This is a genomic window from Pseudomonas sp. 32A (assembly GCF_052682255.1).
In genome coordinates, this window is record NZ_JBQYLY010000001.1 from 2,513,509 (window position 1) to 2,526,349 (window position 12,841).

Here is a 12,841-nt window from a genome sequence, read left to right on the forward strand (position 1 = left end):
GTCTTGCCCTCGGCGCGGTTTACGCCGGGGGCTTGAGGCTCGCGCCTAAAAAAATCTCATGTGCGCAGGGAAATCCCCGCCAGGACGAAATCCGCCGAGTATTGCCGCCAGGTCGACAGGCCTTCTTCGGAATCGGTATCCAGGCCCGCCAGGGCTGACATGGAATAGCTGTTGGTAAACCAGCCGGTGGTCACCAGGGATGCGCTGGCCAGGAGCAGGCGTGGGTTGATGTCCGCGCGAAAATCTCCGCTGGCCGCTCCGCGCTGGAGGATCGCGTCGAGCTTGGCGATCAGCGCCGGGGCCATTTCGAGGAAATGGTTACGCGGTGTTTCGTGGGCGTCGTGATAGCGGATGCCCTCCAGCGCCAGGCTGCCGAGGAAGGGGTCAAAACGGTACTGATCGAAGAAATGATTGAGCACAGTGCGCATCGCCAGTGGCGGTGGCAGCGACTCTACGTTGAGGTTGACCAGCTCGGACATGATGTTGTCCGAAGACTCATCCAGCACCGCCACGAACAAGCCCTCTTTCGAACCGTAGTAGTGATAGACCAGTTGCTTGGTGACCCCGGCGTCACTGGCGATCGCTTCGACGCGCGCGCCTGCCAGGCCTTTGCGGGCGAACTCGATGCGTGCAGCCGCGAGCAGGCGATTCATGGTGCTGCGTTTGCCTTGTTCGACACCGTCTGCGGTCTTCGTCACCACCTTCTGTTCCTTCTGCCGGCATGTGTTGTTTGCGGGGACTTCGTTTGACCCCGGGTCAAACGAATCGGACTGCCCGTTCCTGGACGAGCGCATACCATAGGTTGGCAGCCCGGACACCGCACGTAAAGCCGGTGCCCGGACAATAAAAACAAGAGATAGGAGATCCTGATGAGCAACGAGAGCGCAGCGTTGGACCTGGCCACGGCCTATTCTGCAGTGTCGCAGTTGTACCGCGGTACCGACCTGGATATTCACGAGGTATGCCGTGAACAGCGCCTCAAGTCGCCGATCTACGAAGGCGATTTCATCACCCAGTTCGGTGTGCCGACCAACGCCGGCACGCAGCAGGGTACGCGTCCGACCTTCGCCTTGTTCACTTATCAGGATGTGATGAGCGTGTTGCGCGATGGCGCTACCTACACCAGCGGGTTCATTGCCGAAGGCCTCGGTGCGTTCTTCGACGGTTTGATCATCCTCGCGATGGACGGCGATGAGCACCGCAAGGTCCGGGCGTTGTTGCAGCCGGCGTTCATGCCGGAGACCGTGAACAAATGGCGCCCGCAGATCGATCAAGTGATCCGTGAGGAGTACATCCAGCCCATGCTGGCGGCAAAAAAGGCCGACCTGATGAAATTCGGCCTCGAACTGCCCATTCGGGTGATGTACGCCTTGATGGGGTTCCCTTCGGACGACCCCTCCAAATACAAGCAATACGCTGCCTGGGCGCTGGCCATTGTCGGTGGCAACCAGATCGATCCGACCAAGATGGTCGAAGCACGCCGTCAGGCCGGCATTGCGGTCAAGGGTTTGTACGACGCGCTGCAGGAAGTCGTGGTGCAGCGTCGCGCCGAGGGCAGCCAGGGCGATGACGTGGTGGGGCGCCTGCTGCGTGCCGAATACGAAGGGCGGACCCTAGATGACCACGAAGTCATCACCTTCACGCGTTCGTTGTTGCCGGCAGCCGGTGAAACCACCACGCGCATGTTCGGTTCAGTGATGACTTTGCTTTTGACTACTCCAGGTCTGCTGGATCGCGTGAAAGCCGACCGTTCGTTGATCGCCAAATTGATGGACGAAACCACGCGCTTCGAGCCGGTCGCCACCTTCAAGGTGCGTGAGACCGCCAAGGACGTGGAGTTCCACGGTGTGAAGATCCCCAAAGGCTCCTTCGTGCAATGCATGGTGGTGTCTGCCAACCGTGACGAAGCCGCATTCGAACACCCTGACGTCTTCGACATCGACCGCAAGCCAAAGCCGTCTTTCGGTTTCGGTTTTGGTCCCCACATGTGCATCGGCCAGTTCGTTGCCAAGGTCGAGATCAGCAGCGCGGTGAACGCAATCCTCGATCTGCTTCCCAACCTGCGCCTGGACCCGAGCCAGCCTGTGCCGCAGATCAACGGCGCGCAGTTGCGTGGCGTTTCCACACTCCCGGTGATCTGGGACTGAACACACCTTTCTACAAAGCATCCCTACAAAAACAAAAGAGGGCAGCATGAGAACGTTTAAAACCATTCCAGAACGCGGTGATTTCGGCTTTCAACAATTGGTCGGCCCGCACAAGGTCACGGGCGCGTCGATGGCCGCCGAGCGCGGGTTCTTCGGCCTGCACCTGAGCAAGAGCTCGCCGTTCGGCTCGGTGCGTGACGAGGAGGGCAATATCTACTCCTTCGTGCGCTCGCTGATGGCGCCCAACGGCACGCCCAACCCCACTAAGTTCTTCTACCTGAACAACCACGTGGATCACGTAAACCTGCGCATGGACCACGAAAAAATGGCCAAGCAGGCACTGACCCCGCTGCCCGTGCACAGCCTGGACGGCGACACCGCGCGTTGGGCCAGCCAGCCCGGTGAGCCGGGTAATGCCTGGGAAATTACCGCCAACAGCGAATGCCTGACCTGGAAGGAAGAGGGCCTGTTCCAGCTGGAAGGCCGCCTGCTCGGCCCGGGTTTGCAATGGTACCTGCCCGGCGTCGAGTGGGGCACGTTCTACGTGTCGCAGTTGTGGGAGCTGTCCGGTGTGTGCGAAGGCCGCCCGGTAAAGGGGGCGATGGCGCTGGACCAGTTCTACATGGCTGAAGGTGGCGCGATCCACTTCAAGAAAGACCTGGTAGTGAACAACAACAAGCACGTGATCTGGTGGTCGTTTGTCACGGTGTACAAGGACGGCACCTGGGACACCGGCTCCTTCATGGTCGGTCACGACCACTTGGGCTACGCCATCTTCAACAACGAAAAGGGCGAAGTGCGGGTGACGACCGACATTGAGGGCCTCACCGAGCACAAGGACGGCAGCTACTTCCTCAAGTCCGCGAAGATCACCCTGGAAGGCAAGGAACAATGGGAATTTTTGCCGGACGAGAAGGGCGAGATGATCGACTTCGTCGGCGGCTTCCCGATCACCGCCCAGCAGGAAGGCCGCTGGCGCCGGGTGGGCGATACCCGTGAGCCGTCCCACTGGCTGGGCTGGGGTGAATCGGACCGGCGCAACGGTTCGGCGCGCAACGTCAAAGGCCAGGACTTATAACCTCCAGGCGGCCGCCTCCGAGCGGGCCGGCCGCCGCCGCGACATCCACCTCGACTAATAAAAACAATGGGGATCTGGCGATGAAATATCGCGACAAAGTAGTGCTGGTCACGGGTGCCGGTCGCGGCATGGGCCGTGCAATCGCACTGGCTTATGCCCGTGAAGGCGCCAGGGTGGTCGTATCGGCGCGCACTGCGCGTTATGGCGAAGAAACCGTAGGGCAGATCCAGGCCTTGGGAGCGCAAGCCTGTCTGGTGGGCGGCGACATTGCCGACCGTGAAGCGATCAGGGCTATGGTGCAAGGCGCGGTCGACGGCTTTGGCCAGCTGGACATCGTCGTGCATTGCGCGGCTGACACCAGCCACGGCTTGATGGCCGAAATGGCCGATGACACCTTCGATCACATCGTGCGCAGCAATATTCAATCGTTGTTCTGGTTGGCGAAAGACAGTGCGCCGTATCTGTCAAAGGCTGCCGACAAGGGCCGATTGATCTTTATTTCATCTGGCGAAGCCAACCGCAAGTACACCCCTCGCCTGATCGCCTACGGTGCGAGCAAGGCGTTCATGAACGCGTTTGCCCGTGGCTTGGCGGTGGAGTTCGGCGCGCTGGGCATCCTGGTCAATGTGGTCGAGCCGGGCCTGATTGGCACTGACCATATGCTGGAAACCCTGGGCAACGAATTGCCGCATCAACTGGCCGCGCATTTTCCGGTAAGCCGCCTGGGTGAGTCCGCCGACATTGCCAACGCCGTGCTGTTCCTCACCTCCAACGAAGCCTCCTATATCACCGGCACGTCGCTGCTGGTGGACGGTGGTGCCACGATGATCGCACTGCCCAAGGTCGAAGACATCCTCAAGGGCCACTAAGCATGTCGCGCATTGCGCCGGGAGTTAGACCATGACGACTGATACACGCACCAAAACTGCGCCTCGGCAGGGCAGTGATTTTTCCGAATTCAAGCGCGGCTGGCGCGTGGTCCTGCTCGGACTGTTCGGCATCTGCACCAGTATTACTGCGGCATTGCTGTATGCCTTCGGCACCCTGGTGATTCCGCTGGAACAAGCGTTTGGCTGGAGCCGCGGCGACTTGCAAGCGTCGATCACGTTCCTCTTCGCGGGCGTGGCGATTTCCACCCAGGTCGTCGGTTGGTTGTATCGGCGTTATGGCCTGCGTCGCGTGGCAATTGTTTCGATTGTGCTGCAGATCGTCGGCTATTTCGCAATCACCCAGATCCAGGGTTCGATTGGCTGGCTGTACCTGGCGTTCTTTGCCATGCCGATCGTCTGTGCCGGCACCATCGCCATTACCTGGACCCAATTGGTCAACCTGTGGTTCGAGCGCAACCGTGGCCTGGCGCTGGCGATTATCTTGTGCGGCACCGGGTTGATGGCCATGGTGCTGCCGCCGTTGTTGTCTCGGCTGATTGCGGCCTATGGCTGGCAGGCCGGGTTCTTCGCCCTGGGTGCGATGCCATTGCTGTTCACATTGCCGTTGGCGCTGTGGTGGTTGCGCCTGCCGACTGACTTTTCAAGGCCTGCCACCGGCAGCCATTCGGCCGAGCAGGGCAAACCGCTGGAGCTGTCCGGCATGAGTTTCCGGCAAGCCTTGCGCAGCGGCATGTACTGGGGCTTCAACGTGGCGCTGATCCTGTCGGTGTCGTTGACCGTCGGCATGGTCACCAACATGGTGCCGATGTTGCAAAGCAAAGGGCTCAGCCCGCAGGAGGCGGCCCAGGTATTCAGTACCTTCGGTATCTCGATCATCGCCGGGCGCCTGTTGGTGGGCTACTTGCTGGACCGTTATTCGCCGTCGATGGTGGCGGCGGTCAGCCTGGTGCTGCCGGCGCTGGGCTGCGCAATTTTCTATTTCAGCGGCGGGCAAAGCCTGCCGTTGCTGGTGCTTGCCACCCTCTGCATCGGCGCGAGTGCCGGGGCCGAGTTTGATCTGGCGGCGTTCCTGATGGCGCGTTATTTCGGGCTCAAGGATTACGCACGGATCTTCGGCCTGCACCTGTGCCTGATCACCATCGTGTCCGGGCTGGTGCCGATGTTGTTCGGGCATCTCTACGACGTGTACGGCAGCTATTCAGCCGTGTTGGTGTGCTGTTTCTGCTGCGCGATCATCGGCCCGACCATCCTGCTGTGCCTGAAGATGGAACCGGCATTCCTGGCGCGCCGGTATGCCTGGCAACAGCAGCAACCCGCCTGAAGCCTTTCCCTGAGGACATCGAGTTTATGAGCATGGACAGACAAGCTATCGAGCGTTTCCTGCATGGACAGGTCGACTGTTGGAACAAGGGTGACAAGCAGGGATTTTTTGCCCACTACCGCAGCGTGTCGCCCAACGGCTTGAGCATCGAATACGTCGGCAGGCCAGTGCAGGATGGCTGGCAGGTATTGGAGGGCATGTGGGCGCAGCAGCAGCCCAAGATCCGTGTCGAGGTGCGCCAGTGCATCGTCAACGGTAGCGAGGCTGCCTGTCATCACCTCAACGCCTTCCGCGAGCTGGAAGGCGGTATAGAGACCATTGAGTTGTATCGGTTCGAAGAGGGCAAATTGTCGGTGCGTTACTTCAACGACCTGTAGCCGTTCATACCCCGTCGGTCGAAAACGACAGCTCGCGCCATTGTTCAATGTGCGTGAGCATGTCGGTCAGCTTGGTGCTGACTTGCTGGTACGCATCCGAACCCGCCAGATAACGCAGGGGCGGCTGTTCGTGGTTGGCCAGGCCTACAAGAGCCGCGCCCAGTTTGGCCGGGTTGCCGGTCTGCTGATGGTTGTAGGCGGCCGAGGCGCCCTTGACCTTGGCGGTGAACACCTCGTAGTCCGCCAGGCCGCGGCTGCCAAACACTGCCGAGCTTGGGTCGAGGAAGTCGGTGCGAAACACCCCCGGCTCAACCAGCGTGACCTTGATGCCGAACCCCGCGACCTCCTGGGCCAGGGATTCGGAAAAGCCTTCCACCGCAAACTTCGACGCGCAGTACAGCGCTGCGCCGCCCATGCCCAGCAGGCCTCCCATCGACGACAGGTTGAACACGCGGCCACTGCGTTGGCGGCGCATGACCGGCAGCACGGCGCGGCACACATTGAACACCCCGAACACATTGGTGGCGAACTGTTGTTCGGCTTCGGCGGCGAGGTTTTCTTCGAAGGGCGCCAGTTGGCCATAACCGGCGTTATTGACCAGCACATCGATGCGGCCAAACTGCGCCACCGCGGCATCGACCGCCGCCAGTGCCTGGGCTTCGTCGCTCACGTCCAACTCCACCGCCAGGACGCGCTCGCCGTAGGGGGCGAAGACGCCTTGCAAGACCTCAAGGCGTCGACCGCTGACCACTACGTTGTCGCCCGCATCCAGGGCGGCGCGGGCGATGGCCGCGCCAAGGCCACGTGCCGCGCCGGTGATAAACCAGGTTTTGTTCATGGGATGGCTCCTGCGCTCTGCGCATAAAAAAGCCGCACTCACGCCAGGCGCGGATGCGGCGCAAGGGGAATGGATCAGTCGCGGTTGGCCGCTTCCCAGGTTTTCAAGTCGAAGCCTTCGGCGGCGGCTTCGACAGCCGTCAAGCGGGGAGCACGGGCCAGGATCTTGCGCGCGGCCATGTGGTCACCCATGCGGTTGCATGACTCCACTGCCACCAGCCGCTCATTGCGAAAGCACAACACAGACAGTTGCCGGTTTTCGGCAGAGCCCAGCACTACGGTGCTGTCGTAACCGGTGGAAAGCCCGGCGATTTGCAGCTTGAGGTCGCCCTGGTCAGTCCAGAACCAAGGCAGGGCCGCGTAAGGTGCAGGCTTGCCCATCAAACGTGCTGCCACGGCGCGCGCCTGATCAATGGCGTTCTGCACGGATTCCAGGCGGGTGTGCTGTTCGTCGTTTTGCAGGCACGGGAAGCTGGCGACATCGCCCAGCGCAGAGATCTGCGCATCAGAGGTGAGCAGATTGGCGTCGACCTTGATCCCGTTCTCGATCGCCAGCCCGGCTTCGGTCGCCAGCTGGGCATTGGCGATCACGCCGATGCCGAACACCACCAGGTCCGCCGGCAAGCGGCGCCCGTCGTTGGTGTGCACCGCGCACACGTTGCCATTGTCGGCTTCGATGCTGCTCAGGCCCTGGCGGAAGTCGAAATGCACGCCCCAGGCTTCATGGGCCTGGCGAAACAGCTCGGACATCTCCCGCGAGACCGCCCGCGCCATCGGCCGTTGACCCAGCTCCAGCACATGTACATTGGCGCTGAGGGCGGCGGCCACGGCCGCGAATTCCAGGCCAATGAACCCCGCGCCGATGACCACCACGTTGCGCGCCGCCTTGGCCAGTGGCGCCAGGGCGTCGGCGTCGGCCCTGGTCTTGATGCCGAACACCTGCGGCAGCTCTGCGCCAGGCACCGGCAGCGGGCGGTTGTGAGCACCAGTGGCGAGCACCAGGTGGTCGTAGCCCACGGCTTCTCCAGACGCAAGCAGTACGCGGCGGTTCAGGCGGTCGATGGCCGTTGCCTGGTCATGCACCAGTTCAATGCGTTGGGTGGCGTAGAACTCTTCAGGGCGAAACAGCAAGTTGGTTGCCTGGATCTTGCCCAGCAAGTAGGCCTTCGAGAGCGGCGGGCGTTGATAGGGCAGGCCGGGCTCATCGCCAATCAGCGTTATACGGCCTTCAAAGCCTTCCTGGCGCAGGGACGCCGCAACTTGAAAACCGGCCTGGCCAGCACCGACGATAACGACAGAGGCGAGGGTCATGACAGCTCCTTGGCGCGTATTCAGAATTGCGACGACGGCAGGCGCAAGACCATGCCGTCCATGTCTTCGCTGATGATTAACTGGCAGCTCAGGCGGCTGTTGTCCTGGCGCTCGAAGGCGTACTCGAGCATGTCGGTCTCCATCCTTTCCGGTTGCGCCACCTTGGCCAGCCAAGCCTCGTCGACATAGGCGTGGCAGGTGGCGCAACTGCACGCACCCCCGCAATCGGCAGGGATGCCGGGCACCGAAGCGAAGGTCGCCGCCTGCATCACCGACTGGCCGATGCTGCCGTTGACCCGGTGTTCGGTGCCGTTGTGTTCAATAAACGTCAATGTGGGCATGTTCTGCTCCGGTTCTTCTCAGGATTGATGGGGCAGCGCCTGCGCGGTAAAGCGCGGCACGCGGCCCAGGGTCAGTAGCAACAGCGGGCCGATCAGGCAGCAGGCGGCGCTGTACACCAGCATCGCGGTGTAGGAACCGGTACGTGCGAGCATCACGGCGAACAACAGTGGCGCCAGGGCCGAGGCCACGGTGTTCAGGCCTTGGTGCACACCAAACAGGCGGCCGTACTCGCGCAAGCCGAAATAACGCGCAATGAGGAAGGCGGCGATATCGAATTCTGCGCCTGCACCAAAACCCACCAGCACGGCCGCCAGCATCAACGGGGCGATTTCGGTGGAGGTGTTCAGGTAAATGAAACACCCCACGGCAGGCAGGATCAGGCTGATCGCCGACACCGCAGGCGGCCACAGGCGATCGAGCAGGTAGCCAATCAACAGCCGGCCGAAGATCAGCGAAATCCCGAAGCAACTGAATACCGTGGCCGCGTCACCCGCCGACAGCCCTTTGGCTTGCAGCATGGGCACGGTGCTGGTGACCATCCCCACAATCGAGGAAATCACCAGGCTGAGCGCCAGGTTGCAGGTCCAGAACTTCAGCGAGCCCATGCCTTCGCGAAAGCTCATGCCGGGCAGGGCCGCCAGCGCCTGCTTTCTGTCGCCATCGCCCTGGGCCATCGGCAGCTTGAACCACAGCAAAATCAGGGGCAGCAATACCAGCAGGTTAAGCAACGCGAGGATGACGAAGGCTGCACGCCAGTCCCATTGCTCGATGCCCCAGGCCATCAGGCGTGGAATGGTGGCTGCGGTGACGCCAGTACCGGACAGCCCGATGGCCAGCGCGAGCCCGCGATTGCGGTCGAACCACAAGCTCAGCAGTTGGGTCCAGGTGACCGCCAAGGCGCCCATACCGATGATCGGCAGTACCGCAAAGGCAAAGTACATCGACCAGATGGAGGCAGTCAGTTGGGTGGTGGCCAGGTAGCCGAGGGAGAGCAGCAGCAGCGAAATCACGGTGACGCGTTTCATCCCGTAGCGCAGGTTGAACCAGCCCACCAATTGCAGCGATACCACGGCGCCGCCGAACAGGAAGGTGATGCACGCCTGCAGTTCGCTTCTGCTCCAGCCGAAGGCGTCGCCCAGCGGCACCACCAACGTGCCGAAGCCATACAACAGCGCGGCATTGATGCTGATGGCGACACCGGCGACCGACAGGATCAGGATTTTCCAGCCCTGACGGAATTCATGAAAATCAATAGCCGCTTCGTTTTTCGAAGGCTGCATGGGGTTGGCTTCCTTATAGGTTTTGTTGAGCCAAGCGCTGCTGGGGAGACTGTTTGGTTCTGTATTCAGAACCGGATACCGGGTGGAGACTAAAATTGCCCATCTGGGTTTGTCCAGCATCGCCATGTGACTGACAGACAAACGAAAATACCTGCGCCGCAGGCGACGTTGGATCAAGCTGGCTTGACTGTATTCAAGCCCTCGTCGCAGGCAGCCGGCCGGGTTGTTTTGCCCCCGGGGCTGATCACCAGCATATCCGCGCTAAAAATTAATTGCACATAAAATAAATAAGTGTTCATAATTTGCCGAAACTGAACCTGATAAGGAGAAAAAAATGAGTTCAGAACCTGCGCAGTTCAAGGCCGTGGCAGACCGTAGCCGCTGCTGTGGTTATGGCTTGTGTGCCACGATCTGCCCCAGTGTCTACAAACTCGACGCCGATGGCCTGGTGTACTTCGACGATGCCCGCGTGCCTGTGGAGCTTGAAGAAGAAGCACGCGAAGGTGCCGCAGCGTGTCCGGCCGAAGCCATCTGGCTGGAGCCCATCACCGCCGCAGACGACGCCGTTTGAATCGGCGCGCATGCGCTTTGGGATAACACACGCTGAGGAGAGGTCGATGGGACGTTTACACAATAAGGTGGCCTTGATCACCGGTACCGGCGGCGGCCAAGGGCGTGCTGCAGCACTGCGCTTTGCCCGCGAGGGCACCATCGTGGTCGGTTGCGACTTTGTCGCCGAGGGCCATGAGCAGACCGCCGAATTGATGCGCGCCGAAGGTTTCACCCTTTACGGCAGTGCCCCGGTCGACCTGGGCGACCACGAGCAAGCCAAGGCCTGGATCGATGCCGCCGTCGCCGAGCACGGGCGTATCGATATCCTCTACAACAACGCTTCGGCCGCGCGTTTCGGGCTGGTCAGCGAACTGTCGATCGAAGATTGGCAGTACACAATGCGTAACGAAATCGACCTGCTGTTCTACACCACCAAATACGCCTGGAACCACTTGGCCGAGCAGCGCGGGGTGATCATCAATGTGTCGTCCACTGCCGCCTGGGGCGGCTCGAAGGTCGCGGGCATCAGTGCCCACTCGGCCGCCAAAGGCGCGGTGGTGTCGTTCACCCGGCAGCTTGCCGTAGAGGGCGCACCGTTCGGCATACGGGCGGTCAGCCTGAGCCCCGGATTCGTCGCTACCCCCGGCACCCGTCCGTTCCTGGAAGACGCCAAGCTGCGCGCGATGCTGCTGGACGGCGTGCTGATGGACCGTCCCGGTGAACCCGAGGAAGTGGTGGCGCTGGCGGTCTTCGTGGCGTCCGATGAGGCGTCCTTCATTACCGGCTCGGACTTTGTCATCGACGGCGGCTTACTGGCGATCTAGCCAGCGCCGCACCGTTTCATCTCGAACAATAAAAAGGTGAAAAAACGTGGACATCATCGGCATCGGTTACATGGGTTTCGAAACCCCGCACCTGAACGCGTGGCGTGAATACGGCCCGCAGGTGATGGGCTTCGGCATAGGCAAAAACCCCGAGAGCGACCCGGATTCGCTGTACTTCAAGATCGACGATCGTCGCCACCGGTTTGCATTCCACCCCGGTGAGGTCGACCGTATCGCCTATATCGGTTGGGAGGCCATCGGTCGTATGGCGTTCGAGGCCGGTATCAAGAAACTTGAGGCTGCCAAGGTCGAATACACGCGCGGCGATGCGCAATTCTGCGAGCTGCGCGGTGTGCGCGAGGTGGTGCGTTTTCGCGACCCGGTCGGCTATCGGCACGAGCTGTTCTACGGGCAGAAATGGCTGCCACGTTCGTTCCAGCCCGGGCGCCCGCACAGTGGTTTTCTCGCCGATGAGCGGGGCGCCGGCCATGTGGTGTTGATCACGCCGGACTACACCCCCGAGCTGGAAGACTTTCTGCTCAACGTGATGGGGTTCAGTTGGTATGGTGCGGGTGCGGGCAAGGGCCGCACCGGGTTCTTTCGCTCCAAGCTCAACCACCATACCAGCCACGACATTGCCTATGGCCACGGGCCGGGGCGGATGGGCGTGCAACACGTGGGCTTGTTTGTGCGCAATGTGCGCGATGTCGGCGAAACCTACGACATTGTGCGCCAGCGCGAACTGCCGATGATGATGACCCTTGGCCAGCATGCCCAGGACCCGCACCTGTCGTTCTACCATTTCACCCCCTCGGGTTTTGCCTTCGAAACCATTGCCGAAATCGAGCCGTGGCAGGGCGATCCCTACGAGCTGAACCCTGAAAAGCTCAGCCTGTGGGGGCATGAAATGGTCGGGCCGATCCTGGGTGCCAGTGTCAAGACGCCCGAAGAGGTGCTCGACGCCGAGTACTTGCCCATCTACCTGGCCAAGCGCTGACATGCGCATTGCGCGGGTCGAGGTGGGCGGCAGGGCATTCTGGGCGCTGCTTGAAGATGAGACCCATCGCCTGCGGCCCATTAATGCACCGTTCGCACACTGGGCCGGGTTAACGGGGGCGCAGGCGTTGGATGCCCTGGACCTGGGGCCTGAACGCCTGCCCCGGTCCGCCGCTCGGCTGCTTCCACCCCTGGAGCCTGGCGGGCGGGTGTTTGGCGTCGGTTTGAATTACCCCCATTTGCAACGCCTGGGCAGCACGGTGCCGGCCCACCCCTTGGCCTACATGAAGCCTGAATCGGCTCTGGTGGGGGCCAATGATGAGATCCACTATCCACCCCTGACCACCCAGCTCGATTACGAAGTCGAACTTGTCGCCGTGATTGGCCGGCCGCTGCTCGATGAGCCGCGCGCCAGCCATTGCCTGTTGGGCTACACGGTCGGCAACGACATCAGCGCACGGGACGCCGGCAAACAGATCGGCCGCCTGGACTTGCTGACCCAGAAGGCCATGGACCGCACCACACCCGTCGGCCCGTGGATCGTCACGCCTGACGAGTTGGGTGTGAGAGGGCAGCCGATGTTGAACATGCAACTGACTGTCAACGATGAGCTACGCCAGCAGGACAACACCCGGCAGATGATTTTCCCGCTGGACGAGCTGCTCAACTACCTCGATGCGCGCATCACCCTGCGCCCCGGAGACCTGGTGTTTACCGGGTCCAGCCATGGTGTCGGGCTGGAAACAGGGCGCTTCCTGCAGCCAGGCGATCGCGTCGATGCGCAGATCAGCGGTGTCGGCCGTTTGCGCAACACCATTGCCGCGCCGCGCGCCCTGAGTGGCGCGCGGGCAAAGGGCAGGTTGGGTCAACCGCTGGCGTAAACCGG

At 61.6% G+C, this 12,841-nt stretch carries 14 protein-coding genes; 9 read left to right on the forward strand and 5 right to left on the reverse strand.

Going from position 1 to position 12,841, the window contains the following annotated elements; genetic code table 11:
* Nucleotides 1-56: 56 nt before the first annotated feature.
* The gene (locus ACUN0G_RS11500; protein WP_445575547.1) at nucleotides 57-653 is read right to left on the reverse strand and encodes a TetR/AcrR family transcriptional regulator; all 597 of its coding nucleotides are present in this window, start codon (nucleotides 651-653) and stop codon (nucleotides 57-59) included.
* Between the two features lie 216 nt (nucleotides 654-869).
* Here ACUN0G_RS11500 and ACUN0G_RS11505 point away from each other — a divergent pair, with 216 nt between their 5' ends.
* The 5 genes from ACUN0G_RS11505 (at nucleotide 870) to ACUN0G_RS11525 (ending at nucleotide 5,813) form a co-directional block, all read left to right on the forward strand.
* Nucleotides 870-2,147: a cytochrome P450 gene (locus tag ACUN0G_RS11505; protein WP_445573451.1), complete on the forward strand. Its 1,278-nt coding sequence runs from the start codon at nucleotides 870-872 to the stop codon at nucleotides 2,145-2,147.
* A 46-nt stretch (nucleotides 2,148-2,193) separates the two neighbouring features.
* Complete coding sequence (locus ACUN0G_RS11510) at nucleotides 2,194-3,225, forward strand: hypothetical protein (RefSeq protein WP_445573452.1); 1,032 nt, start codon at nucleotides 2,194-2,196, stop codon at nucleotides 3,223-3,225.
* A gap of 80 nt (nucleotides 3,226-3,305) precedes the next feature.
* Nucleotides 3,306-4,094 (forward strand): SDR family NAD(P)-dependent oxidoreductase, encoded by a 789-nt coding sequence (locus tag ACUN0G_RS11515; RefSeq protein ID WP_445573453.1) that lies wholly within the window; start codon nucleotides 3,306-3,308, stop codon nucleotides 4,092-4,094.
* Between the two features lie 31 nt (nucleotides 4,095-4,125).
* Nucleotides 4,126-5,436: an MFS transporter gene (locus ACUN0G_RS11520; protein WP_177081569.1), complete on the forward strand. Its 1,311-nt coding sequence runs from the start codon at nucleotides 4,126-4,128 to the stop codon at nucleotides 5,434-5,436.
* 26 nt (nucleotides 5,437-5,462) lie between these two features.
* Nucleotides 5,463-5,813 carry a nuclear transport factor 2 family protein gene (locus ACUN0G_RS11525; RefSeq protein ID WP_445573454.1) on the forward strand — a complete coding sequence of 117 codons (351 nt, stop codon included), beginning with the start codon at nucleotides 5,463-5,465 and terminating at the stop codon, nucleotides 5,811-5,813.
* A 4-nt stretch (nucleotides 5,814-5,817) separates the two neighbouring features.
* On the opposite strand, the gene ACUN0G_RS11530 is transcribed toward ACUN0G_RS11525, so the two are convergent.
* The 4 genes from ACUN0G_RS11530 to ACUN0G_RS11545 form a co-directional block, all read right to left on the reverse strand.
* Nucleotides 5,818-6,651, reverse strand: a complete 834-nt coding sequence (locus tag ACUN0G_RS11530) for an oxidoreductase (protein ID WP_445573455.1) — start codon at nucleotides 6,649-6,651, stop codon at nucleotides 5,818-5,820.
* 74 nt (nucleotides 6,652-6,725) lie between these two features.
* Complete coding sequence (locus ACUN0G_RS11535; protein WP_445573456.1) at nucleotides 6,726-7,961, reverse strand: NAD(P)/FAD-dependent oxidoreductase; 1,236 nt, start codon at nucleotides 7,959-7,961, stop codon at nucleotides 6,726-6,728.
* Between the two features lie 20 nt (nucleotides 7,962-7,981).
* Nucleotides 7,982-8,302, reverse strand: a complete 321-nt coding sequence (locus ACUN0G_RS11540) for a 2Fe-2S iron-sulfur cluster-binding protein (RefSeq protein WP_445573457.1) — start codon at nucleotides 8,300-8,302, stop codon at nucleotides 7,982-7,984.
* An 18-nt stretch (nucleotides 8,303-8,320) separates the two neighbouring features.
* Nucleotides 8,321-9,583, reverse strand: coding sequence for an MFS transporter (locus ACUN0G_RS11545; RefSeq protein WP_057023720.1), 1,263 nt, complete (start codon nucleotides 9,581-9,583; stop codon nucleotides 8,321-8,323).
* A gap of 334 nt (nucleotides 9,584-9,917) precedes the next feature.
* Between ACUN0G_RS11545 and ACUN0G_RS11550 the strand changes: the two genes are divergently transcribed.
* The 4 genes from ACUN0G_RS11550 to ACUN0G_RS11565 are packed head-to-tail and all read left to right on the forward strand — an operon-like array spanning nucleotide 9,918 to nucleotide 12,836.
* The gene (locus tag ACUN0G_RS11550) at nucleotides 9,918-10,154 is read left to right on the forward strand and encodes a ferredoxin (RefSeq protein WP_057023721.1); all 237 of its coding nucleotides are present in this window, start codon (nucleotides 9,918-9,920) and stop codon (nucleotides 10,152-10,154) included.
* Between the two features lie 46 nt (nucleotides 10,155-10,200).
* Nucleotides 10,201-10,959: an SDR family NAD(P)-dependent oxidoreductase gene (locus ACUN0G_RS11555; RefSeq protein WP_445573458.1), complete on the forward strand. Its 759-nt coding sequence runs from the start codon at nucleotides 10,201-10,203 to the stop codon at nucleotides 10,957-10,959.
* A 46-nt stretch (nucleotides 10,960-11,005) separates the two neighbouring features.
* On the forward strand, nucleotides 11,006-11,956 hold the full coding sequence (locus ACUN0G_RS11560; RefSeq protein ID WP_445573459.1) for a VOC family protein: 951 nt from the start codon (nucleotides 11,006-11,008) through the stop codon (nucleotides 11,954-11,956).
* A gap of 1 nt (nucleotide 11,957) precedes the next feature.
* Nucleotides 11,958-12,836, forward strand: a complete 879-nt coding sequence (locus ACUN0G_RS11565; protein WP_445573460.1) for a fumarylacetoacetate hydrolase family protein — start codon at nucleotides 11,958-11,960, stop codon at nucleotides 12,834-12,836.
* Nucleotides 12,837-12,841: the final 5 nt, after the last annotated feature.